Raw genomic sequence first — 21,273 nt, forward strand, 5'->3', positions numbered from 1 at the left:
CCGAGACCGGGCTTGATCTTTCGGGCCTCTTCGCGAACAGGCCCGTCAATCAGGGTTTCTGGTAGGTATCGATCACTTCCTGCGCCGCGCGGAACGCATCGATTGCCGCCGGCACGCCGGCGTACACCGCGCAATGCAGCAGCGCTTCGCGGATCTCATCGACCGTGCAGCCGTTGTTCAGCGCACCACGCACATGCCCCTTCAACTCCTGCGGACACTTCAGCGCGGTCAGTGCGGCAAGAGTGATCAGGCTGCGGGTTTTCAGCGGCAGGCCTTCGCGATTCCACACGCCGCCCCAAGCGTGTTCGTTGACGAAATCCTGCAACGGTTGAGTGAATTCGGTGGCGTTGCCCAGCGCGCGGTCGACAAACGCGTCGCCCATTACCTGACGGCGGACTTCAACCCCGGATTTCTTCGATTCGGTCATGGCACATCCCTCTTGTGGTGTTGGCGGCGCCAGGCGCGTACGGACGTAAAAAACAGAAACGTCAGCAGCGTCGGCAGCACATAAAACAGCATCAACCGTTCAAGCTTGCCGGCCAGTGGCATGCCGGTGGTGAACGACACCACGTGCAGCCCGTAAGCCAGATACAAACCAAGCAGCAAAAGGCCTTCAGCCCGAGTCACGCGATAACCGGAATAGAACACCGGCAGGCACAGCGCCGCGACGCCGAGCATCACCGGCAGGTCGAAATCCAGTGCGTTCGGCGAGACCGACAGCGGCGTCGGCGCGATCAGTGCGGTGAGGCCCAGCACCCCAAGCAGATTGAACAGGTTGGCACCGATCACGTTGCCCACGGCAATGTCCCGCTGGCCGCGCAGCGCGGCGATCAGTGAGGTGGCGAGCTCCGGCAGCGAGGTGCCGACCGCGACCACGGTCAGACCGATCACCCGTTCGGAGAATCCCAGGTCGGTGGCCACGACCACGGCCGCACCCAGCAGCAGGTGCCCGGCGAACACCAGCATGCCCAGACCGCCGACAATCATCAGCAGGCTGGTAAACCACGGCGCCTGCGGATCGTGCGGTTGATCGGAATGCGGTCGGGTCGAGTGCCGCGACTGGCGCAGCAACAACCCGAGGTAAAGCCCCAGGGCGCCAAGCAGCAGTAGGCCGTCGAGGCGCCCGAGCTCTTCATTCCATGCCAGCACGAACACCAGCAGGCTGGCGCCGATCATCAACGGGATGTCGAGGCGCACCAGTTGCCGCGACACCCGCAGCGGAATGATCAGCGCCGACAGGCCGAGGGTGACAAGAATGTTGAAAATACTGCTGCCGATCACGCTGCTGACGGCGATGTCCGGTGTGTGCGCCTGCACGGCCTGCAGGCTGACGGCCATTTGTGGAGCGCTGCTGCCGAGGGCAACGATGGTCAGGCCGATGATCAACGGTCGTACATGCAGGCGCGCGGCCAGGCGCACGGCTGCGCGCACCATCAGTTCGGCGCCGGCGATCAGCAGGAACAGCCCGCTGAGCAATTCGATCACGCTGATCAGGGGTAAGTCGGTCAATCCGAAAATGGTGGGCGCTCCATCAGTCGTCGAGAGCCTGGACCCGAACACGGGCGGTTCCACTGCGCAGCATACCGAGCTGTTCGGCCGCCGCACGTGAAACATCGATCAGGCGGCCACGGGTGTGCGGGCCGCGGTCGTTGATGCGGACCACGACGGATTCATCGTTTTTCAGGTTGGTGACCTTCACTCGCGTGCCAAACGGCAACTGGCGGTGGGCGGCGGTCAGGGAATTCTGGTTGAACGCTTCGCCGCTGGCGGTGCGTTTACCGTGGTGCTTGGCACCGTAATAGGAGGCGACGCCGGTCTGGTCGTAACCGTGCGGGTCGATGGTGTCGGTGCTGGCGCAACCGGCTAGCAAAGAGAGCAGGGCGCAGGCGCCGAGCAGACGTTTCATTCAAAAGCTCCCAAATAACAATGTGGGAGCGAGCTTGCTCGCGAAGAAGCCGTCACATTCAGCATCAATGTTGAATGTCACGACGCCTTCGCGGGCAAGTCGGAGCGCCGAACCGCCACTCCCACAGGGAATGGAGCCAGGCTTTGGATCTGGCTCCATTGTGGTCAGCCTTCGAGCTTGCTTTTCAGCAGTTCGTTCACTTGCTGCGGGTTGGCCTTGCCTTTGGAGGCTTTCATGGCCTGACCGACGAAGAAGCCGAACATCTTGCCGCGCTTGGCTTCGTCTGCCGCACGGTATTGCTCGACCTGCTCGGCGTTGGCCGCGAGCATTTCGTCCAGTACCGCGGAGATTGCACCGGTGTCGGTGACTTGCTTCAGACCGCGCTTCTCGATGATCTCGTCCGCGCTGCCTTCACCGTTGGCCATCGCTTCGAACACCACCTTGGCGATCTTGCCGGAGATGGTGTTGTCCTTGATGCGCTGCAGCATGCCGCCCAGTTGCTCGGCCGAAACCGGCGAATCCTCGATGTCCAGGTTCTGCTTGTTGAGCAGGCTGCCCAACTCGACCATCACCCAGTTCGCCGCCAGTTTGGCGTCGCCGCCGATGCTGGCGACCTTCTCGAAGTAGTCCGCCTGCTCACGGCTGGTGGCCAGCACGTTGGCGTCGTAGGCCGACAGACCGAACGCAGTCTGGAAGCGCTCGCGTTTCTGCGGTGGCAGTTCCGGCAGGGTGGCGCGCACGTCGTTGAGGAACGAGTCCTCGATGACCACCGGCAGCAGGTCCGGATCGGGGAAGTAACGGTAGTCGTTGGCTTCCTCTTTGCTGCGCATCGGACGGGTCTCGTCCTTGTTCGGATCGTACAGACGGGTCTGCTGGATCACTTTGCCGCCGTCTTCGATCAGGTCGATCTGACGCTGGATTTCGGAGTTGATTGCCTTCTCGATGAAGCGGAACGAGTTGACGTTCTTGATCTCGCAGCGGGTGCCGAATTCAACCTGGCCTTTGGGACGCACCGACACGTTGCAGTCGCAACGCAGCGAGCCTTCGGCCATGTTGCCGTCGCAGATGCCCAGGTAACGCACCAGCGCGTGGATCGCCTTGACGTAGGCCACGGCTTCCTTGGCGCTGCGCATGTCAGGTTCGGACACGATTTCCAGCAGCGGCGTGCCGGCACGGTTCAGGTCGATGCCGGTGGCACCGCTGAATTCTTCGTGCAGGCTCTTGCCGGCGTCTTCTTCCAGGTGCGCGCGGGTGATGCCGACGCGTTTGACCGTGCCGTCTTCCAGGGCGATGTCCAGGTGGCCCTTGCCGACAATCGGCAATTCCATCTGGCTGATCTGGTAGCCCTTCGGCAGATCCGGGTAGAAGTAGTTTTTACGGGCGAACACGTTGCGCTGGCCGATCTCGGCGTCAATCGCCAGACCGAACATCACCGCCATGCGCACGGCTTCCTGGTTCAGTACCGGCAGGGTGCCGGGCATGCCCAGGTCGATCAGGCTGGCCTGGGTGTTCGGCTCGGAACCGAAAGTGGTGGAACTACCGGAAAAGATTTTCGACCGGGTGGTGAGCTGGGTGTGAATCTCCAGCCCGATCACGACTTCCCATTGCATGTGTGTCTCCTCAGAAGCCGGTTGGGGTGCGGGTGTGCCAGTCAGTGTTCAGCTGATACTGGTGCGCAACGTTGAGCAAGCGGCCTTCCTGGAAATACGGAGCGAGCAGTTGCACGCCGACCGGCAGACCATCGACAAAACCGGCCGGCATCGACAGGCCCGGCAGGCCCGCGAGGTTAGCGGTGATGGTGTAGACGTCTTCCAGGTAGGCAGCGACCGGGTCGCTGTTCTTGGCGCCGAGTTTCCAGGCCGGGTTTGGCGTGGTCGGGCCGAGGATGATGTCGACTTCGTTAAATGCGCTCATGAAGTCGTTCTTCACCAGGCGACGGATCTTCTGCGCTTTCAGGTAGTAGGCGTCGTAGTAACCGGCGGACAGCGCGTAGGCACCGACCATGATCCGGCGCTGGACTTCAGCCCCGAAGCCTTCGCCACGCGAGCGCTTGTACAGGTCTTCCAGGTTCTTCGGGTCTTCGCAGCGGTGGCCGAAGCGCACGCCGTCGAAACGCGACAGGTTGGAGGACGCTTCTGCCGGGGCGATCACGTAGTACGCAGGAATCGCGTGCTGCATGTTCGGCAGGCTGATTTCCTTGATCACGGCACCGAGCTTCTGCAGCTCTTTGATGCTGTTCTGGATCAGGTCGGCGATGCGCGGGTCGAGACCGGCGCCGAAGTATTCCTTCGGCACACCGATGCGCAGCCCTTGCAGCGAACCGTTCAGGCCGGCGGTGTAGTCCGGCACTGGCTCATCGATGCTGGTGGAGTCGTTCGGATCGAAGCCGGCCATACCTTGCAACAAAATCGCGCAGTCTTCGGCGGTGCGAGCCAATGGGCCGCCCTGATCGAGGCTGGAGGCGTAAGCAATCATGCCCCAGCGCGACACCCGACCGTAGGTCGGTTTCAGGCCGGTGAGGTTGGTGAAGGCAGCCGGTTGGCGGATCGAACCGCCGGTGTCGGTGGCCGTGGCAGCCGGTAGCAGACGAGCGGCAACTGCTGCCGCCGAACCACCGGACGAACCGCCCGGCACGTGTTCCAGGTTCCACGGGTTTTTCACCGCGCCGTACCAGCTCGACTCGTTGGCCGAACCCATGGCGAATTCGTCCATGTTGGTCTTGCCCAGAGTCACGGTGCCGGCGGCGGCCAGCTTCGACACCACGGTGGCGTCGTACGGGGCCTTGAAGTTGTCGAGCATCCTCGAACCGCAACTGGTGCGGATGCCCTGGGTGCAGAACAGGTCTTTGTGGGCGATCGGCGCACCGAGCAGCGCGCCGCTCTCACCATTGGCCCGGCGCACGTCGGCGGCTTTGGCCTGCTCGAGGGCCAGCTCTTCGGTGAGGCTGATGAAACTGTTGAGCTGCGGATCGAGCTGGGTAATGCGCGCCAGCAGGACTTTGGTCAGTTCTTCGGAAGAAAACTTTTTATCGGCGAGACCGCGGGCGATCTCGGCCAGAGTCAATTGATGCATTGCAGGCTCTTTCCCTTTAGTCGATGACTTTCGGAACCAGGTACAGGCCGTTTTCGACCGCTGGTGCGATGGACTGATAAGCCTCGCGGTTATTGCTTTCGGTCACGACGTCGGCGCGCAGGCGCTGACTGGCTTCCAGCGGGTGGGCCAGCGGCTCGATACCGTCGGTATCGACCGCCTGCATTTCGTCGACCAGCCCGAGAATGCTGTTGAGGGCCGAAGTGATATGTGGAAGATCGGCGTCATTAAGGCCAAGGCTGGCCAGATGAGCGATTTTTTCCACGTCGGAGCGTTCTAGCGCCATCGGGTTTCTCCAGTGGAAAACAGGACGGACGGCGTCCGTGTGTTAGATTGTCGGAACACTACCGCACTTCTACGGTCATAAGGCCGCGATTGTGGGGCTTGGTGCACAGAAAAGCGGCCAATTTAACATATTGGCGCCTTGCCCAAAATCCCTGTCGTTGTTAGAGTTTGCCGCACTTTTTTACCCACGCGTTGCCTAGGGTCCCTTTCCCATGTTCAAGAAACTGCGTGGCATGTTTTCCAGCGATCTTTCCATTGACCTGGGCACTGCCAACACCCTTATTTACGTGCGCGAGCGCGGCATCGTCCTGAATGAGCCATCGGTTGTGGCCATTCGGACACACGGTAACCAGAAAAGTGTCGTCGCTGTCGGCACCGAGGCCAAGCGCATGCTCGGTCGTACGCCGGGCAACATTGCTGCCATTCGTCCGATGAAGGACGGCGTGATCGCCGACTTCAGCGTCTGCGAAAAGATGCTGCAATACTTTATCAACAAGGTTCACGAAAACAGCTTTCTGCAGCCCAGCCCTCGTGTGCTGATCTGCGTTCCATGCAAGTCCACCCAGGTTGAGCGTCGTGCCATCCGCGAATCGGCCCTTGGCGCCGGTGCCCGTGAAGTGTTCCTGATCGAAGAACCAATGGCCGCTGCAATCGGTGCCGGCCTGCCGGTTGAAGAAGCTCGCGGTTCGATGGTCGTGGATATCGGTGGTGGTACTACCGAAATCGCGCTGATCTCCCTGAACGGTGTGGTCTATGCCGAATCCGTACGCGTTGGCGGAGACCGCTTCGACGAAGCGATCATCACCTACGTGCGCCGCAACTACGGCAGCCTGATCGGCGAATCCACCGCCGAGCGCATCAAGCAGGAAATCGGCACAGCCTACCCGGGCGGCGAAGTTCGCGAAGTCGACGTTCGCGGTCGCAACCTGGCCGAAGGCGTTCCACGCGCATTCACCCTGAACTCCAACGAAGTGCTGGAAGCTCTGCAAGAGTCCCTGGCAACTATCGTTCAGGCCGTGAAAAGTGCTCTTGAGCAATCGCCGCCGGAACTGGCTTCCGACATCGCCGAGCGTGGCCTGGTGCTGACCGGTGGTGGCGCGCTGCTGCGTGACCTCGACAAGCTGCTGGCCCAGGAAACCGGTCTGCCGGTGATCGTTGCCGAAGATCCGCTGACCTGCGTCGCTCGCGGCGGTGGCCGTGCATTGGAAATGATGGACAAGCACACCATGGACCTGCTCTCCAGCGAATAATCGCCGGGTGCAATACGTGGGTGAGCGCGCAGGCAGCACTTTGCAGTGCTGCCTGTTGGCGTTTATCTTCTGTCAGTCTTCATCCAGGCCGGTTTGATGCCGTATGAATAAACAGAACATTTGCCTGGGAGGAGCGGCTTATTAAACCGCTTTTCGCCAAGGGCCCCTCACTGGGCGTGCGCTTGTTGGTGCTGGCCGTGCTATCGGTCGCGCTGATGGTCGTTGACGCGCGTTTCAGCCTGCTTAAACCCGTACGCAGCCAGGCCTCGCTGGTGCTGATGGACGCCTACTGGATTACTGACCTGCCCGGACGGTTGTGGGAAGGTATCGCCAGCCAGTTTGGCAGTCGCACCGAGCTCGTCGCCGAAAACGAAAAACTCAAGTCGGAGAACCTGCTGTTGCAGGGGCGCATGCAGAAGCTTGCCGCCCTCACCGAGCAGAACGTCCGTCTGCGCGAGTTGCTCAATTCCTCCGCGCTGGTCAACGAGAAGGTCGAAGTGGCCGAGCTGATCGGCATGGACCCCAACCCTTTCACCCATCGCATCATCATCAATAAAGGTGAGCGTGATGGCGTGGTGCTCGGTCAGCCGGTGCTCGATGCTCGCGGTCTGATGGGGCAGGTGGTCGAGCTGATGCCGTACACCTCCCGCGTATTGTTGCTGACCGACTCGACTCATAGCATTCCTGTGCAGGTGAACCGTAATGGTCTGCGGGCGATCGCCAGTGGGACGGGCAACCCGGAGCGCCTTGAGTTGCGCCATGTTGCCGATACTGCCGATATCAAGGAAGGGGATCTGTTGGTCAGCTCCGGCCTGGGTCAGCGTTTTCCGGCCGGTTATCCGGTGGCAACGGTCAAGGAAGTCATCCACGACTCCGGCCAGCCTTTCGCCATTGTTCGCGCTGTGCCGACCGCCGCACTGAACCGCAGCCGTTACCTGCTGCTGGTATTCAGTGACAACCGCACCGCCGAAGAACGTGCCAATGATGCCGCGCAGGCGCAGGAAAACCTTGATGCCTTCGGTGGCGGTCCGGTGATTCCAGCCACAGTGCCGAAAATCGTCACACCGCCTGCCGCAGCCGCAGCAGCAACCCCTGCCACGGCGACACCGGCTGCGCCTGCCGCCAGCACCACGCCGGTCAAACCCGCTGCAAGCAAACCGCCTGCAGCTACACCAGCGGCCAGCAAACCACCGGCAAGTCAACCGGCGGCTCGACCCGCGGCCAAACCGCCAGTCACTGCGCCGGCTACCACCGGGAGGCAAGAATAATGGTCGGGGCTACCGCATCGCGGAACGGCTGGATTGTCTGGCTGACGTTTATTGTCGGCATACTGCTCAGTGTGTCGCCACTGCCCATTTTCATGGAAATCCTGCGCCCGCTGTGGCTGGCCTTGCTCCTGACTTTCTGGGCTTTGTATCTGCCGCACACCGTCGGCATGGTCACGGCTTTCTGCCTGGGACTGGCCGAGGACGTGCTGCAGGGCGACCTGCTCGGTCAGAATGCCTTGATCCTGACCCTGATCACATTCCTGGTGCTTTCATTGCAGCAACGTCTGCGAATGTTCCCGATGTGGCAGCAAAGCCTGGTGATTCTGGTGATCTTCGGCCTTGCCCAGCTGGTACAGCTTTGGCTCAGTGCCTTGACCGGCAACCGTCAGCCGACTCTCGCGCTGGTCCTGCCGGCACTGGTCAGTGCCTTGCTCTGGCCATGGGTCAGCTTCGCTCTGCGTGGATTGCGCCGTCGCTACAAAATCAACTGATCGCTCAGGCATTTGCCCGTACCAGTGCTTGCCTCGCAAATGAAGAGCTTTTTGAGCGAGTGGCTGTTGTTGCCAGACAAGGCGCCGTGACGAGTCATAGCGTGCTATGGCGAGGAGCGGCAACGCAGTAGGCAACACCAGACGCCGACCAAAGGGAACAGCATTTGCGAGGCCGGGCACCAAACAGGGAGATGTCTTGATGAAGCCGCTTTACCTCGCCTCAGGATCGCCGCGTCGGCGTGAATTGCTCACGCAGATCGGCATCCCGTTTACCGCCATCAGCGCGGATATCGATGAAACCCCTCTAGCCCATGAATCCCCATCGGCCTACGTCGAGCGCCTGGCGCGCGGCAAGGCCGAAGCCGGGCGGCGCACGGTCGTTTCCGATGTGGCGTTTTGCGTACTGGGCGCCGACACCGCCGTGGTGCTGGACGGCAAAATTCTTGGCAAACCGGTGGACGAAGCCGATGCATGCGCCATGCTGATGATGCTGTCCGGAAAGGAGCACGAGGTGCTGACGGCGATTGCCGTGCTCGACGGCGAGCGCTGCGAGTCGCGTGTGGTGCGCAGTCTGGTGCGGTTCCGGTCGATCAGCCGCGAAGAAGCCGCCGCCTACTGGGCCAGCGGCGAGCCTCGGGACAAGGCGGGTGGCTACGGCATTCAGGGGCTCGGCGCGGTGTTCGTTGCCGGCCTCAATGGCAGTTACTCGGCGGTCGTCGGCTTGCCGGTGTGCGAAAGCGCAGAACTGCTCGGCCATTTCGGCATACCCTGTTGGCAAACCCTGAACGCGCAATGAGCGTCGAACGGAAAAGATGCGGCCATAATCGTGAACATGCCTGAACGAGACCCTGCCATGAGTGAAGAGATTCTGATCAACATCACGCCGATGGAATCGCGCGTGGCGGTGGTCGAAAACGGTGTGCTGCAAGAAGTGCACGTCGAGCGTACGCAAAAACGCGGGATCGTTGGCAACATCTATAAAGGCAAGGTGGTGCGCGTCCTGCCGGGCATGCAGGCGGCATTCGTCGACATCGGTCTGGATCGCGCAGCTTTCATTCACGCCTCGGAAATTTCCCTGCGCGAAGGCCCGGCGGTGGAAAGCATCAGCGCCCTTGTGCACGAAGGCCAGAGCCTGGTGGTTCAAGTCACCAAGGATCCGATCGGTTCCAAAGGCGCGCGGCTGACCACGCAACTGTCGATTCCGTCGCGCTATCTGGTGTACATGCCGCGCACCGCCCACGTCGGCATTTCCCTGAAAATTGAAGACGAAGCCGAGCGCGAACGTCTCAAACAGGTGGTCAGCGATTGCGTGGCCAAAGAAGGCATCAAGGAGGCCGGCGGCTTCATTCTGCGCACTGCCGCCGAAGGTGCCGGGGCCGATGAGATCCTGATGGACATCCGCTACCTGCGCCGCCTCTGGGATCAGATCAACGAACAGATCAAGACCATCGGCGCACCGAGCGTCATCTACGAAGACCTCGGCCTGGCGCTGCGCACCCTGCGCGATCTGGTCAGCCCGAAGATCGAGAAGATCCGCATCGACTCCCGGGAAACCTTCCAGAAGACCACGCAGTTCGTTGCCGAACTGATGCCGGAAATCGCCGATCGTCTGGAGCACTACCCGGGTGAACGGCCGATCTTCGATCTTTATGGCGTCGAGGATGAAATCCAGAAAGCCCTGGAGCGCAAGGTGCCGCTGAAGTCCGGTGGCTATCTGGTGATCGACCCGGCGGAAGCCATGACCACCATCGATGTGAACACCGGGGCGTTTGTCGGTCATCGCAACCTCGAAGAGACCATCTTCAAGACCAACCTCGAAGCCGCGACCGCGATCGCCCGGCAGATGCGCCTGCGCAACCTGGGCGGGATCATCATCATCGACTTCATCGACATGGAAGATGAAGAGCATCAGCGTCAGGTGCTGCGTACTCTGGAGAAACAGCTGGAGCGCGATCACGCCAAGACCAACATCATCGGTATCACCGAGTTGGGTTTGGTGCAGATGACGCGCAAGCGCACCCGCGAAAGTCTCGAGCAAGTGCTGTGCGAACCGTGCAGCAGCTGTCAGGGCCGGGGCAAGCTGAAAACCCCGGAAACCATTTGCTACGAGATTTTCCGCGAGATCCTGCGTGAAGCCCGGGCCTATCAGGCCGAGGGTTATCGGGTGCTGGCGAACCAGAAAGTGGTGGATCGCCTGCTCGATGAAGAGTCCGGTAACGTGGCCGAGCTTGAAGGTTTCATCGGGCGCACCATACGCTTTCAGGTGGAAACCATGTATTCCCAGGAACAATATGACGTGGTGCTGCTCTGAATCCCTGCGTCACCCTTTTCCTGAAACGGCTGGCCTCAGCTTTTTGCAGTATTTTTGCCATGGGAGCCAACTGACATGGAACGTCTGACACGCATTTTGGCCGCACTGACCCGCTGGGGTCTGGGCCTGTGCGCGTTGGTTCTGGTATTGATGGCGTTGTACGTCAGTCTCGGCCGGGAACTCACGCCGCTGGTGGCCGAATACCGCGCGGATATCGAAGACAAGGCCAGTGCTGCCCTGGGCATGCCGCTGCAGATCGGCGAGCTGGAAGGCAACTGGAGCGGATTTGCGCCGATCCTGCTGGCTCATGACGTGATGGTCGGCAGCGGCGCCAACGCCTTGCGCCTGGATCGGGTGCGTGCGGTGCCGGATCTGTGGGCCAGTCTGCTGGCTCGCGAAGTGCGAATCGCCCACCTTGAACTCAATGGCCTGAAGATCAGCCTCAAGGAAGGCGAAGACGGAAAGTGGGCGCTGGAAGGCCTGCCGGTGCAGCAGGATCAGCCCATGGATCCCGAGCAACTGTTCAACCGCATGCAAATGATTCAGCAACTGTCGGTGCTCGACAGCCAGGTGACCTTGCAGCCGCGGGAACAGGCACCGCTGACCTTCACGTATGTCGGCCTCAATCTAAAAACTGGCACCAGCCGCCAGCGCCTCGATGCGCGGTTGACCCTGCCGGACGGCCAGCCCGTGGCGCTGAGCCTGCGCACGCGGATTCGTGCGAACAACTGGCAGAACAGCGAAGTGGAAGGTTATGTCAGCCTGCCGCAGAGCGACTGGTCGAAATGGCTGCCCGAGCGCCTGACCCAACAATGGAATTTCTCCGAGATCAAGGCCGGCGGGGAGCTGTGGGTTAACTGGCGCGAAGGGGCGTTGCAGAGTGCTGCGATCCGTCTCAATTCGCCGCAACTGACCGGCGCCTATGCCGAACGCAAGCCGATCCAGATCAACAATCTGGCGCTCAACGGCTACTTCCAGCGCGGTCCGGAGGGAGCCACTGTCACGCTTGATTCGCTGGCGATGAATTTCGGCGAAACCCGTTGGGAATCGCATGTCCAGATCAAACAGACCGCTGCCACGGACAAGACTGAAGAGCTCTGGCATTTGCAGGCCGACCGGCTCGACCTGACGCCGATCACGCCCTTGCTCAATGCCCTCGGCCCGTTGCCCGAAGGCTTCGCCACCGTGGTCGAGCGCCTGAAAGTGACCGGCGGTCTGCGCAACGTGCTGCTGGATTTCCGGCCGAACGCCACCGACGACAGCAAATTCAGCTTCGCCGCCAACCTTGATCAGGTCGGTTTCGACGCCTATCACGGCGCCCCGGCGGCCCGGAACGTCAGCGGCAGTCTCAGCGGCAACCTCGGCGGCGGCGAGCTGCGCATGGACAGCAAGGATTTCGTCCTGCACCTCGATCCGATTTTTGCCAAGCCGTGGCAATACATTCAGGCCAACGCCCGATTGACCTGGAAGCTCGATAAAGAAGGTTTCACCCTGATCGCCCCCTACCTGAAGGTGCTCGGCGAGGAGGGCAAGATCGCTGGCGACTTCCTGATCCGCCTGCATTTCGATCACAGCCAGGAAGACTACATGGACCTGCGGGTCGGTCTGGTGGACGGCGACGGTCGTTATACCGCCAAGTACCTGCCGCAAGTCCTGAGCCCGGCACTCGACGAATGGCTGCGTACGGCGATTCTCAAGGGCGCAGTGGATCAAGGGTTCTTCCAGTATCAGGGCTCGCTGAACAAGAACGCCGGGGAAGCTGATCGCAGCATCAGTCTGTTCTTCAAGGTGCATGACGCCGAACTGGCGTTCCAGCCGGGCTGGCCGCATGTGAGCAAGGTCGACGGTGACGTGTTCATCGAAGACAGCGGCGTGCGTATTCTCGCCAGCAAGGGCCAGTTGCTCGACACTCAGGTCAGCGATGTCTTCGTCAATATTCCCCATGTGCCGAGCGGCGAGCACAGCCATATGTTCCTCGACGGCACCTTTGCCGGCGGGCTGGGCGATGGCTTGAAGATTCTTCAGGAAGCGCCGATCGGCACCGCCGACACCTTCGCCGGCTGGGAAGGCGAGGGCGATCTGCAAGGTACGCTCAAGCTCGATGTGCCGTTGGCCAAGGGCGATCAGCCGAAAATCCTCGTCGATTTCAAAACTGCCAATGCGCAATTGAAACTGGCGGAGCCGAAGCTCGAACTGAGCCAGCTCAAGGGTGATTTCCGCTTCGACAGCGCCAAGGGCCTGAGCGGGCAGAACATCAGTGCCCGGGCCTTCGACAAACCGGTCACCGCGCAAATTTTCGCCGACGGCGGACCCGGCAAACTCAAGACCCGGGTGGCAGCGTCAGGGCAGGTCGAGGTCAAGAAACTCACCGACTGGCTGGGCGTGACTCAGCCGTTGCCGGTGTCCGGGACCCTTCCATATCAGCTGCAGGTGAATCTGGACGGTGCCGACAGCCAATTGATGGTCAGTTCCAGCATGAAGGGTGTGGCGGTGGATTTGCCGGCACCGTTCGGCATGGCCGCCGATGTCGGGCGTGACACGGTGTTCCGCATGACGTTGCAGGGACAGGAGCGGCGTTACTGGGTCAATTACGATCAACTGGCCAACTTCACCTTCGCTGCGCCACCGGACAATTTTGCCGATGGCCGTGGCGAATTGTTCCTCGGCGCCGGCGAAGCGGTGTTGCCGGGTAACAAAGGTTTGCGGATACGCGGCGTGTTGTCCGAGCTGGACGTCAAACCCTGGCAGGATCTGCTGGACAAGTACGCTGGTCAGGATCCAGGCGGCAATGCCAAGCAGTTGCTCAGCAGCGCGGACTTCAAGATCGGCAAACTCACGGCCTTCGGCACCACGCTGGATCAGGCGGCAGTGCAAGTGAATCGCAAGCCTGGCGCCTGGGCTCTGGCCCTCGACAGTCAACAGGCCAAAGGCACGGCCGGCATTCCCGACGCCAAGGGCGCGCCGATTGCGGTGAACCTGCAATACGTGCGGTTGCCGGCGCCGGACCCGACGGTGCAGGCCGACGAAAACGCGCCCGATCCACTGGCTTCGGTCGATCCGAGCAAGATTCCGGCGCTGGATATCACCATCAATCAATTGTTCCTGGGCCAGGACCTGGTCGGTGGCTGGTCGCTCAAGGTTCGGCCGACCGCCAAGGGCATCGCCCTGAACAGCCTTGATCTGGGTCTCAAGGGCATTCTCTTGCAGGGCAGCGGTGGCTGGGAAGGTGCGCCCGGTGCCACGACCAGTTGGTACAAGGGGCGGATCGGCGGCAAGAACCTCGCCGATGTGCTCAAGGGCTGGGGTTTTGCGCCGAGCGTGACCAGCGAAGAATTCCACATGGATGTCGATGGCCGATGGCCGGGTTCGCCGGCGTGGCTGGCGACCAAACGTTTCTCCGGCACCCTCGATGCGTCGTTGAACAAAGGTCAGTTTGTCGAAGTGGAGGGCGGGGCTCAGGCATTGCGCGTATTCGGTCTGCTCAACTTCAACTCCATTGGCCGGCGTTTGCGTCTCGACTTCTCCGATCTGTTCGGCAAAGGCTTGAGCTATGACCGGGTGAAGGGATTGTTGGAGGCGACCAACGGCGTCTATGTCACGAAAGAGCCGATCAAGTTGACCGGCCCTTCGAGCAACCTGGAACTGGATGGCACGCTGGATCTGGTGGGCGACAAAGTGGATGCCAAATTGCTGGTGACGTTGCCGGTGACCAACAACCTGCCGATTGCCGCGCTGATTGTCGGCGCGCCGGCAGTCGGCGGTGCCTTGTTCCTGATCGACAAGCTGATCGGCGATCGCGTGGCGCGCTTCGCCAGCGTCAAATACACCGTCAAAGGGCCTTGGAAAGAGCCGAAAATCACCTTCGACAAGCCTTTTTGAACAGCCACCCTCTGAACCGATGGAGTAGCATGGCCGCATATCTCTTGCGGAGTGCGCCATGTCTTTAGCGGTGATTCAAATGGTCAGCCAAAGCGATGTGCTGGCCAATCTGCGCGATGCCCGACGTTTGCTCGAACAAGCAGCCAGTGCCGGCGCGAAGCTGGCCGTGCTGCCGGAAAATTTCGCGGCCATGGGGCGTCGCGACATCGCCGATATCGGCCGGGCCGAAGCGCTTGGCGATGGCCCGATCCTGCCGTGGTTGAAACAGACCGCCCGCGACCTCAGGTTATGGATTGTGGCCGGCACCTTGCCGTTGCCGCCAATGGGGCAGCCTGAGGCCAAGTCCCATGCCTGCTCGTTGCTGGTGAACGATCAGGGTGAAATCGTTGCCCGCTATGACAAGTTGCACCTGTTCGATGTTGACGTAGCGGACAATCGCGGCCGTTACCGCGAATCCGATGACTATGCTTATGGCAGTGGCGTGGTGGTCGCGGATACGCCGGTCGGGCGATTGGGTCTGACGGTGTGTTACGACCTGCGCTTCCCGGAGCTGTACAGCGAATTGCGCGCTGCCGGGGCTGAACTGATTACCGCACCGTCGGCTTTCACCGCTGTGACGGGGGCGGCGCACTGGGATGTGCTGATCCGCGCGCGGGCCATTGAAACCCAGTGCTATGTGCTGGCGGCCGCTCAGGGCGGAACGCATCCGGGGCCGCGTGAAACCTTTGGCCACGGGGCGATTGTCGATCCGTGGGGGCGCGTGCTGGCGCAACAGGAACGAGGCGAAGCCGTGCTGTTGGCCGAGCGCGACAGCAGTGAACAAGCGTCCATCCGGGCGCGAATGCCGGTGACGGGTCATCGGCGGTTTTTTTCGCAGGGCGCACAGCGACCTGCTTCAGAACACGAATTTAAGGCGTAAAACCTATGAGCGAGTTGTTGTCCTCAGTCAGTGATCACCTGTTGGCGCCCGGCGGCGTGACGATCGAGAGTCTGCAAGGCGTACTCGGTGATCTGGCGGGCCCAGGCATCGATGCGGCCGACCTGTATTTCCAGGGGCAGATTTCCGAGTCCTGGTCGCTGGAAGACGGCATCGTCAAGGAAGGCAGTTTCAACCTCGACCAGGGTGTCGGCGTGCGTGCGCAGTCCGGTGAGAAAACCGGTTTCGCCTACAGTAACGCGATCACCCTCGAAGCCCTCGGCGCAGCGGCCCGTGCGGCCCGTTCGATTTCCCGCGCCGGGCAGAACGGCACGGTGCAGGCGTTCAGCGCCCAGGACGTCGCCCAGCTGTATGCGCCGGATAATCCGCTGGAAGTGCTCAGCCGCGCTGAAAAAGTTGACCTGCTCAAGCGCATCGACGTGGCGACCCGCGCCCTAGACCCGCGTATCCAGCAGGTGAGCGTAAGCATGGCCGGGGTCTGGGAACGTATTCTGGTGGCTTCGACCGACGGTGGCCTGGCTGCCGATGTGCGTCCGCTGGTGCGTTTCAACGTCAGCGTGATCGTCGAGCAGAACGGTCGTCGCGAGCGTGGCGGCCACGGCGGCGGTGGGCGTACCGACTACCGTTATTTCCTCGCCGAAGACCGCGCCATGGGCTATGCCCGTGAAGCGTTGCGTCAGGCGCTGGTGAATCTGGAAGCGATTCCGGCACCCGCCGGCACATTGCCGGTTGTTCTGGGCTCGGGCTGGTCCGGCGTGCTGCTGCACGAAGCGGTGGGTCACGGTCTGGAAGGCGACTTCAACCGCAAGGGCAGTTCGGCCTACAGCGGTCGCATGGGTGAAATGGTTGCCTCGAAACTTTGCACCATCGTCGATGACGGCACGTTGGCCGGTCGTCGCGGTTCCCTGAGCGTCGACGACGAAGGCACCCCGACCGAGTGCACCACGCTGATCGAAAACGGCGTACTCAAGGGCTACATGCAGGACAAGCTCAATGCGCGGCTGATGGGCGTGGCCCGCACCGGTAACGGTCGCCGTGAATCCTACGCGCACCTGCCGATGCCGCGGATGACCAACACATACATGCTCGGCGGCCAGAGCGATCCGGCGGAAATCATCGCCTCGGTGAAGAAGGGTATCTACTGCGCCAACCTCGGCGGCGGTCAAGTCGACATCACCAGCGGCAAGTTCGTGTTCTCCACCAGCGAGGCTTACCTGATCGAGGATGGCAAGATCACCGCACCGGTTAAAGGCGCAACGTTGATCGGCAACGGTCCGGAAGCGATGAGCCGGGTGTCGATGGTCGGTAACGATCTGGCGCTGGACAGCGGTGTGGGGACTTGCGGCAAGGACGGCCAGTCGGTGCCGGTAGGTGTCGGTCAGCCGACGCTGAAGATCGATGCGATCACCGTGGGTGGCACGGGCGCGTAAGAAGGGATGGAGCTTCGGGTGGCGCGCAGTGCGGCCACCCGGTGGCGAATATCAACGCAGACCGCGTTGAGTCTCGTCCAGCTCACGGATGTACTTGAAGATTTTACGGCTCGAGGCAGGAGGCTTGTTATGCGCTACCTCGTGCTGAGCCTGACGGATCAGGGAGCGCAGTTGCTGGCGGTCGGCGTCCGGGTACTCGACGACGAATTTCTCCAGCACGGCATCGTCACCGGCGATCAGGCGGTCACGCCAGCGTTCGAGGTTGTGGAACCGCTCGTTGTACTGACGGGTAGAGGCATCGAGTTGATCGAGCAGCTCAAGGATCGCGGTGGTGTCCTGATCGCGCATGAGTTTGCCGATGAACTGCAAATGCCGTTTACGTGCAATGTGCGCAACGTGTTTGGGCGCATCGGCCAGAGCCCGGCGCAGGGCGTCGGTCAGTGGCAGTTTGGCCAGCCGGTCCGGCTTGAGTGTCGTAAGGCGCTCGCCAAGGTCAACCAGAGCATGCAGCTCGCGTTTGACCTGGGATTTGCTTTTTTCTCCCGTATCGAGGGAGTCGTCGTAAGAATCAACCATGGTGGCAGTCCGCAAAGAAACGCCGCCATGATAACCAGTCGGGGGCCGCTTGTCCGGCCCGGTCGCTCGAAGGCCCCAGCCGAAAGCAGAATTTGAGTGGAGATGAGCATGAGTGCAGTTGAAAGCGTCGGCCCACAGGCATTGCCGGCACTGCAGGAACAGGTCGAGCAGATCATCGCCGAAGCCAAGCGTCAGGGCGCCAGTGCCTGCGAAGTGGCGGTGTCGCTGGAGCAGGGACTGTCCACGTCGGTGCGTCAACGTGAAGTCGAGACGGTCGAGTTCAACCGTGATCAGGGCTTTGGCATCACCTTGTACGTCGGTCAGCGCAAAGGCTCGGCCAGCACCTCCGCCACCGGGCCGGATGCGATTCGCGAGACCGTCGCTGCAGCGCTGGCGATTGCCAAGCACACCTCCGAAGACGAAGCCTCCGGGCTGGCCGATGCCGCGCTGATGGCCAGGGATATTCAGGATTTCGATCTGTTCCACGAATGGGACATCACCCCGGAGCAGGCCATCGAGAAAGCGCTGCTCTGCGAAGCCGCCGCGTTCGATGCCGATGCCCGCATCAAGAATGCCGATGGCACCACGTTGAGCACTCATCAGGGCTGCCGCGTGTACGGCAACAGCCATGGTTTCATCGGTGGTTATGCCTCGACCCGACACAGCCTGAGCTGTGTGATGATCGCCGAGGCCGATGGCCAGATGCAGCGCGATTACTGGTATGACGTGAACCGTCAGGGCAGTTTGCTGACGGATCCGGTGAGCATTGGCCAGCGTGCGGCACAACGGGCGGCGAGCCGTCTGGGCGCGCGTCCGGTACCGACCTGCGAAGTGCCGGTTTTGTTTTCAGCGGAACTGGCAGGTGGATTGTTCGGCAGCTTCCTGTCGGCGATTTCCGGCGGCAGTCTGTACCGCAAATCGTCGTTCCTTGAAGGCACCCTGGGGCATAAGCTGTTCCCGGAATGGCTGACCATCGACGAGCGCCCGCACCTGATGCGTGCCATGGGCAGTGCATCGTACGACGGTGACGGTCTGGCGACCTATGCCAAGCCGTTCGTCGAAAAGGGTGAGTTGGTCTCGTACATCCTCGGCACCTATTCGGGTCGCAAACTCGGCATGCCGAGTACCGCCAACGCCGGCGGCGTGCATAACCTGTTCGTCACTCATGGCGATGAAGACCAGGCGGCCTTGCTGCTGCGTATGGGGCGCGGGTTGCTGGTCACCGAGTTGATGGGCCATGGTCTGAACATGGTGACCGGTGATTACTCGCGCGGTGCGGCGGGTTTCTGGGTCGAGAACGGTGAAATCCAGTTTGCGGTGCAGGAAGTGACCATCGCCGGCAACATGCGCGACATGTTCAAGCAGATCGTCGCCGTTGGTAACGATCTGGAACTGCGGAGCAATATTCGCACCGGCTCGGTGTTGATCGAGAAGATGACTGTGGCGGGTAGCTAAACCCCAGACAGGTACACAAAAGGCGCGCCACCCGACCGGGCGGCGCGCCTTTTTTGTGTCCGCAAGTTTTTCCGGGCTCATGAGGGGAACAAAAAAGCTGCCCTTGTTTTGGTTCTTATTATCATCTAATAATAAATCTCATTATCGGATGAGCCCCGGATCATGAGTTCTGCCTTGCACGAGCAGCCGTACCTTGAAAGCTGGCGCTGGATGAGTCGCCAGATCCGTTGCGCGATGGATCCCGATGAACCTCGTCTGATCGAACACTACCTGGCCGAAGGCCGATATCTGGCCTGTTGCACAGCGACCTCACCCTGGACGGTCGCTGAAACCTCTTTCCGTCTGCTGCTCGATACGGCCACCGACATCGCGCTGCCGTGGCATTGGCGCAGCTTCTGTCTCGATCAAGCCTGGCGCCCGCTGCGTGAAATGGAACGCCTCTCAATGTGCAAATGCCGGCTCAAACGCTGGCAAAGCTACACCTGGCAGCTCGCCACCTGCGAGTTGCAACCCTCGATTCCTCTCATTGAATTAGTCCAAGGATTTAGCGATGACCAAGACACGTATTGAGCGCGACAGCATGGGCGAACTGCAGGTGCCGGTGGACGCTCTCTACGGCGCGCAGACCCAGCGTGCAGTGGATAACTTCCCGATCAGCGGCAAGCCGATGCCGACCCAGTTCATCCGTTCCCTTATTCTGGCGAAAGCGGCCGCCGCCCGCGCCAACGTCGAACTCAACCAGATCAGCGCCGCGCAAGGCAAAGCCATCAGCGATGCCGCTCAAGCACTGCTGGAAGGCGACTTCATGCAGCATTTCCCGGTGGATATCTTCCAGACCGGCTCCGGCACCAGCTCCAACATGAACGCCAACGAAGTGATCGCCACCCTGGCCAGCCGCCTGCTCGAAGAACCGGTGAACCCCAACGATCACGTCAACTGCGGGCAGAGCAGCAACGACATCATCCCGACCACCATCCACGTCAGCGCCGCGTTAGCCCTGCACGAACAATTGCTGCCGGCGCTGCTTCATCTGGTGCAAGTGATCGAGCGCAAGTCCGGGCAAGTCCATCATCACGTCAAGACTGGCCGCACCCACTTGATGGACGCGATGCCGGTGCGCATGAGTCAGGTACTCAACGGTTGGGCACAGCAGCTCAAGGCCAATATCGGTCATCTGCAGGATTTGCTGCCAAGCCTGCAATCTCTGGCCCAGGGCGGCACGGCGGTCGGCACCGGGATCAATGCGCATCCGGAGTTCGCAGCGCGTTTCAGCCGCCAGTTGAGCCTGTTGACCAACGTCCAGTTCACGCCGGGCAAGGATCTGTTCGCCCTGATCGGCTCGCAGGACACCGCCGTAGCTGTGTCGGGTCAGCTCAAGGCTACTGCCGTGTCGCTGATGAAAATCGCCAACGACCTGCGCTGGATGAATTCCGGCCCGCTCGCCGGCCTCGGTGAAATCGAGCTGGAGGGTTTGCAACCGGGGTCGTCGATCATGCCGGGCAAGGTCAATCCAGTAATTCCTGAAGCTACCGCCATGGTCGCCGCGCAAGTGATCGGCAACGATTCGGTGATCACCATCGCCGGTCAGTCGGGCAATTTCGAATTGAACGTGATGCTGCCGATCATCGCCCAGAACCTGTTGAGCAGCATCGAGTTGCTGGCCAACTCCAGCCGTCTGCTGGCCGACAAGGCCATCGCCAGCTTCAAGGTCAACGAGTCGCGGCTCAAGGAAGCGCTGTCGCACAACCCGATTCTGGTGACCGCGCTCAACCCGATCATCGGTTACCAGAAAGCCGCCGAAATCGCCAAGCAGGCCTACAAACAGGGCCGTCCGGTGATCGACGTCGCGCTGGAACACACCGACCTGTCGCGCAGCCAACTGGAAGAGTTGCTCAATCCCGAGAAACTCACCGCCGGCGGCGTGTAAGCACCGCAACCGCTTTGGAGGTTCACCATGGAGCACTGGAAACGCACGATCGAACGGGCCAATCGCTGTTTCATGCTGGGCGATCTGATCGACGCCCGCGAGGCTTATCTGCAAGCCTTGGCCCTGGCTCAAGTGTTGTTCGAACGCTGGGCCGATGCCGACGAAGCAGTGGCGGCCTGCGTCATTTCCCATCACAACCTGGCGGATCTGCATCTGCGCCTGAATCAGCCGGAGGAGAGCGCCGAGTACCTCTGCGCTATCCACCAGCGCCTGTTGCAGACCATGCAGGACGAGCGACTGCGCCCGGCGCTGCGTGAAGCGGCATTGCGCCAGAGCAGCAAGACCTACGTAGAGCTGCTCAATTTCATCAGCGAACACGGCGAATACCCGCGCACCCAGCGTTTGCTGCACCCGGATACAGGCAATGCGCGCCGCGCGCCTGCCCCACATCACCATGGAGTCCATTGA

Annotated in this window: 19 protein-coding genes; 12 read left to right on the plus strand and 7 right to left on the minus strand. The window is 61.3% G+C overall.

What is annotated here, in order from left to right; genetic code table 11:
• Positions 1 to 49: 49 nt before the first annotated feature.
• From I5961_RS04280 to gatC, 6 genes are all read right to left on the minus strand, one after another.
• On the minus strand, positions 50 to 427 hold the full coding sequence (locus I5961_RS04280) for a carboxymuconolactone decarboxylase family protein (RefSeq protein ID WP_085698443.1): 378 nt from the start codon (positions 425 to 427) through the stop codon (positions 50 to 52).
• The gene (locus I5961_RS04285) at positions 424 to 1,485 is read right to left on the minus strand and encodes a calcium/sodium antiporter (protein WP_227235562.1); all 1,062 of its coding nucleotides are present in this window, start codon (positions 1,483 to 1,485) and stop codon (positions 424 to 426) included. The genes I5961_RS04280 and I5961_RS04285 overlap by 4 nt, the downstream gene beginning before the upstream one ends.
• 46 nt (positions 1,486 to 1,531) lie before the next feature.
• Positions 1,532 to 1,906 (minus strand): septal ring lytic transglycosylase RlpA family protein, encoded by a 375-nt coding sequence (locus I5961_RS04290; RefSeq protein ID WP_039769262.1) that lies wholly within the window; start codon positions 1,904 to 1,906, stop codon positions 1,532 to 1,534.
• Between the two features lie 164 nt (positions 1,907 to 2,070).
• A complete protein-coding gene (gene gatB, locus I5961_RS04295; protein ID WP_085698444.1) occupies positions 2,071 to 3,516 on the minus strand; it encodes an Asp-tRNA(Asn)/Glu-tRNA(Gln) amidotransferase subunit GatB in 1,446 nt (481 codons plus the stop codon).
• Between the two features lie 10 nt (positions 3,517 to 3,526).
• The gene (gatA, locus tag I5961_RS04300) at positions 3,527 to 4,978 is read right to left on the minus strand and encodes an Asp-tRNA(Asn)/Glu-tRNA(Gln) amidotransferase subunit GatA (protein ID WP_085698445.1); all 1,452 of its coding nucleotides are present in this window, start codon (positions 4,976 to 4,978) and stop codon (positions 3,527 to 3,529) included.
• Positions 4,979 to 4,994: 16 nt separating this feature from the next.
• Positions 4,995 to 5,282: an Asp-tRNA(Asn)/Glu-tRNA(Gln) amidotransferase subunit GatC gene (gene gatC, locus I5961_RS04305; RefSeq protein ID WP_085698446.1), complete on the minus strand. Its 288-nt coding sequence runs from the start codon at positions 5,280 to 5,282 to the stop codon at positions 4,995 to 4,997.
• Positions 5,283 to 5,493: 211 nt separating this feature from the next.
• On the opposite strand from gatC, the gene mreB reads away from it, so the two are divergent.
• The 8 genes from mreB (at position 5,494) to tldD (ending at position 16,847) form a co-directional block, all read left to right on the plus strand.
• Entirely contained in the window at positions 5,494 to 6,531 is a 1,038-nt protein-coding gene (gene mreB, locus I5961_RS04310; protein ID WP_002555108.1) for a rod shape-determining protein MreB, read from the plus strand.
• 140 nt (positions 6,532 to 6,671) lie between these two features.
• Positions 6,672 to 7,799: a rod shape-determining protein MreC gene (gene mreC / locus I5961_RS04315; RefSeq protein WP_227235563.1), complete on the plus strand. Its 1,128-nt coding sequence runs from the start codon at positions 6,672 to 6,674 to the stop codon at positions 7,797 to 7,799.
• The gene (gene mreD / locus I5961_RS04320; RefSeq protein ID WP_064593386.1) at positions 7,799 to 8,290 is read left to right on the plus strand and encodes a rod shape-determining protein MreD; all 492 of its coding nucleotides are present in this window, start codon (positions 7,799 to 7,801) and stop codon (positions 8,288 to 8,290) included. The genes mreC and mreD overlap by 1 nt, the downstream gene beginning before the upstream one ends.
• Before the next feature lie 199 nt (positions 8,291 to 8,489).
• Positions 8,490 to 9,086, plus strand: a complete 597-nt coding sequence (locus tag I5961_RS04325) for a Maf family protein (RefSeq protein WP_085698448.1) — start codon at positions 8,490 to 8,492, stop codon at positions 9,084 to 9,086.
• A gap of 57 nt (positions 9,087 to 9,143) precedes the next feature.
• Positions 9,144 to 10,601, plus strand: a complete 1,458-nt coding sequence (gene rng, locus I5961_RS04330) for a ribonuclease G (RefSeq protein ID WP_007953605.1) — start codon at positions 9,144 to 9,146, stop codon at positions 10,599 to 10,601.
• A 75-nt stretch (positions 10,602 to 10,676) separates the two neighbouring features.
• Positions 10,677 to 14,480, plus strand: coding sequence for a YhdP family protein (locus I5961_RS04335; protein WP_227234453.1), 3,804 nt, complete (start codon positions 10,677 to 10,679; stop codon positions 14,478 to 14,480).
• A gap of 58 nt (positions 14,481 to 14,538) precedes the next feature.
• Entirely contained in the window at positions 14,539 to 15,399 is an 861-nt protein-coding gene (locus tag I5961_RS04340) for a carbon-nitrogen hydrolase family protein (RefSeq protein WP_085698450.1), read from the plus strand.
• A gap of 5 nt (positions 15,400 to 15,404) precedes the next feature.
• Positions 15,405 to 16,847, plus strand: a complete 1,443-nt coding sequence (gene tldD / locus I5961_RS04345; RefSeq protein ID WP_085702469.1) for a metalloprotease TldD — start codon at positions 15,405 to 15,407, stop codon at positions 16,845 to 16,847.
• 51 nt (positions 16,848 to 16,898) lie between these two features.
• On the opposite strand, the gene yjgA is transcribed toward tldD, so the two are convergent.
• Positions 16,899 to 17,423: a ribosome biogenesis factor YjgA gene (gene yjgA, locus I5961_RS04350; RefSeq protein WP_085698452.1), complete on the minus strand. Its 525-nt coding sequence runs from the start codon at positions 17,421 to 17,423 to the stop codon at positions 16,899 to 16,901.
• Between the two features lie 108 nt (positions 17,424 to 17,531).
• Here yjgA and pmbA point away from each other — a divergent pair, with 108 nt between their 5' ends.
• From pmbA to I5961_RS04370, 4 genes are all read left to right on the plus strand, one after another.
• A complete protein-coding gene (pmbA, locus tag I5961_RS04355) occupies positions 17,532 to 18,878 on the plus strand; it encodes a metalloprotease PmbA (RefSeq protein WP_413541587.1) in 1,347 nt (448 codons plus the stop codon).
• Positions 18,879 to 19,040: 162 nt separating this feature from the next.
• Positions 19,041 to 19,448 (plus strand): FagA protein, encoded by a 408-nt coding sequence (locus I5961_RS04360; RefSeq protein WP_227234456.1) that lies wholly within the window; start codon positions 19,041 to 19,043, stop codon positions 19,446 to 19,448.
• Positions 19,429 to 20,805 (plus strand): class II fumarate hydratase, encoded by a 1,377-nt coding sequence (locus I5961_RS04365; RefSeq protein WP_227234458.1) that lies wholly within the window; start codon positions 19,429 to 19,431, stop codon positions 20,803 to 20,805. The genes I5961_RS04360 and I5961_RS04365 overlap by 20 nt, the downstream gene beginning before the upstream one ends.
• 27 nt (positions 20,806 to 20,832) lie before the next feature.
• Complete coding sequence (locus I5961_RS04370; RefSeq protein ID WP_085698456.1) at positions 20,833 to 21,273, plus strand: hypothetical protein; 441 nt, start codon at positions 20,833 to 20,835, stop codon at positions 21,271 to 21,273.

The organism is Pseudomonas sp. IAC-BECa141, assembly GCF_020544405.1.
Classification (GTDB): domain Bacteria; phylum Pseudomonadota; class Gammaproteobacteria; order Pseudomonadales; family Pseudomonadaceae; genus Aquipseudomonas.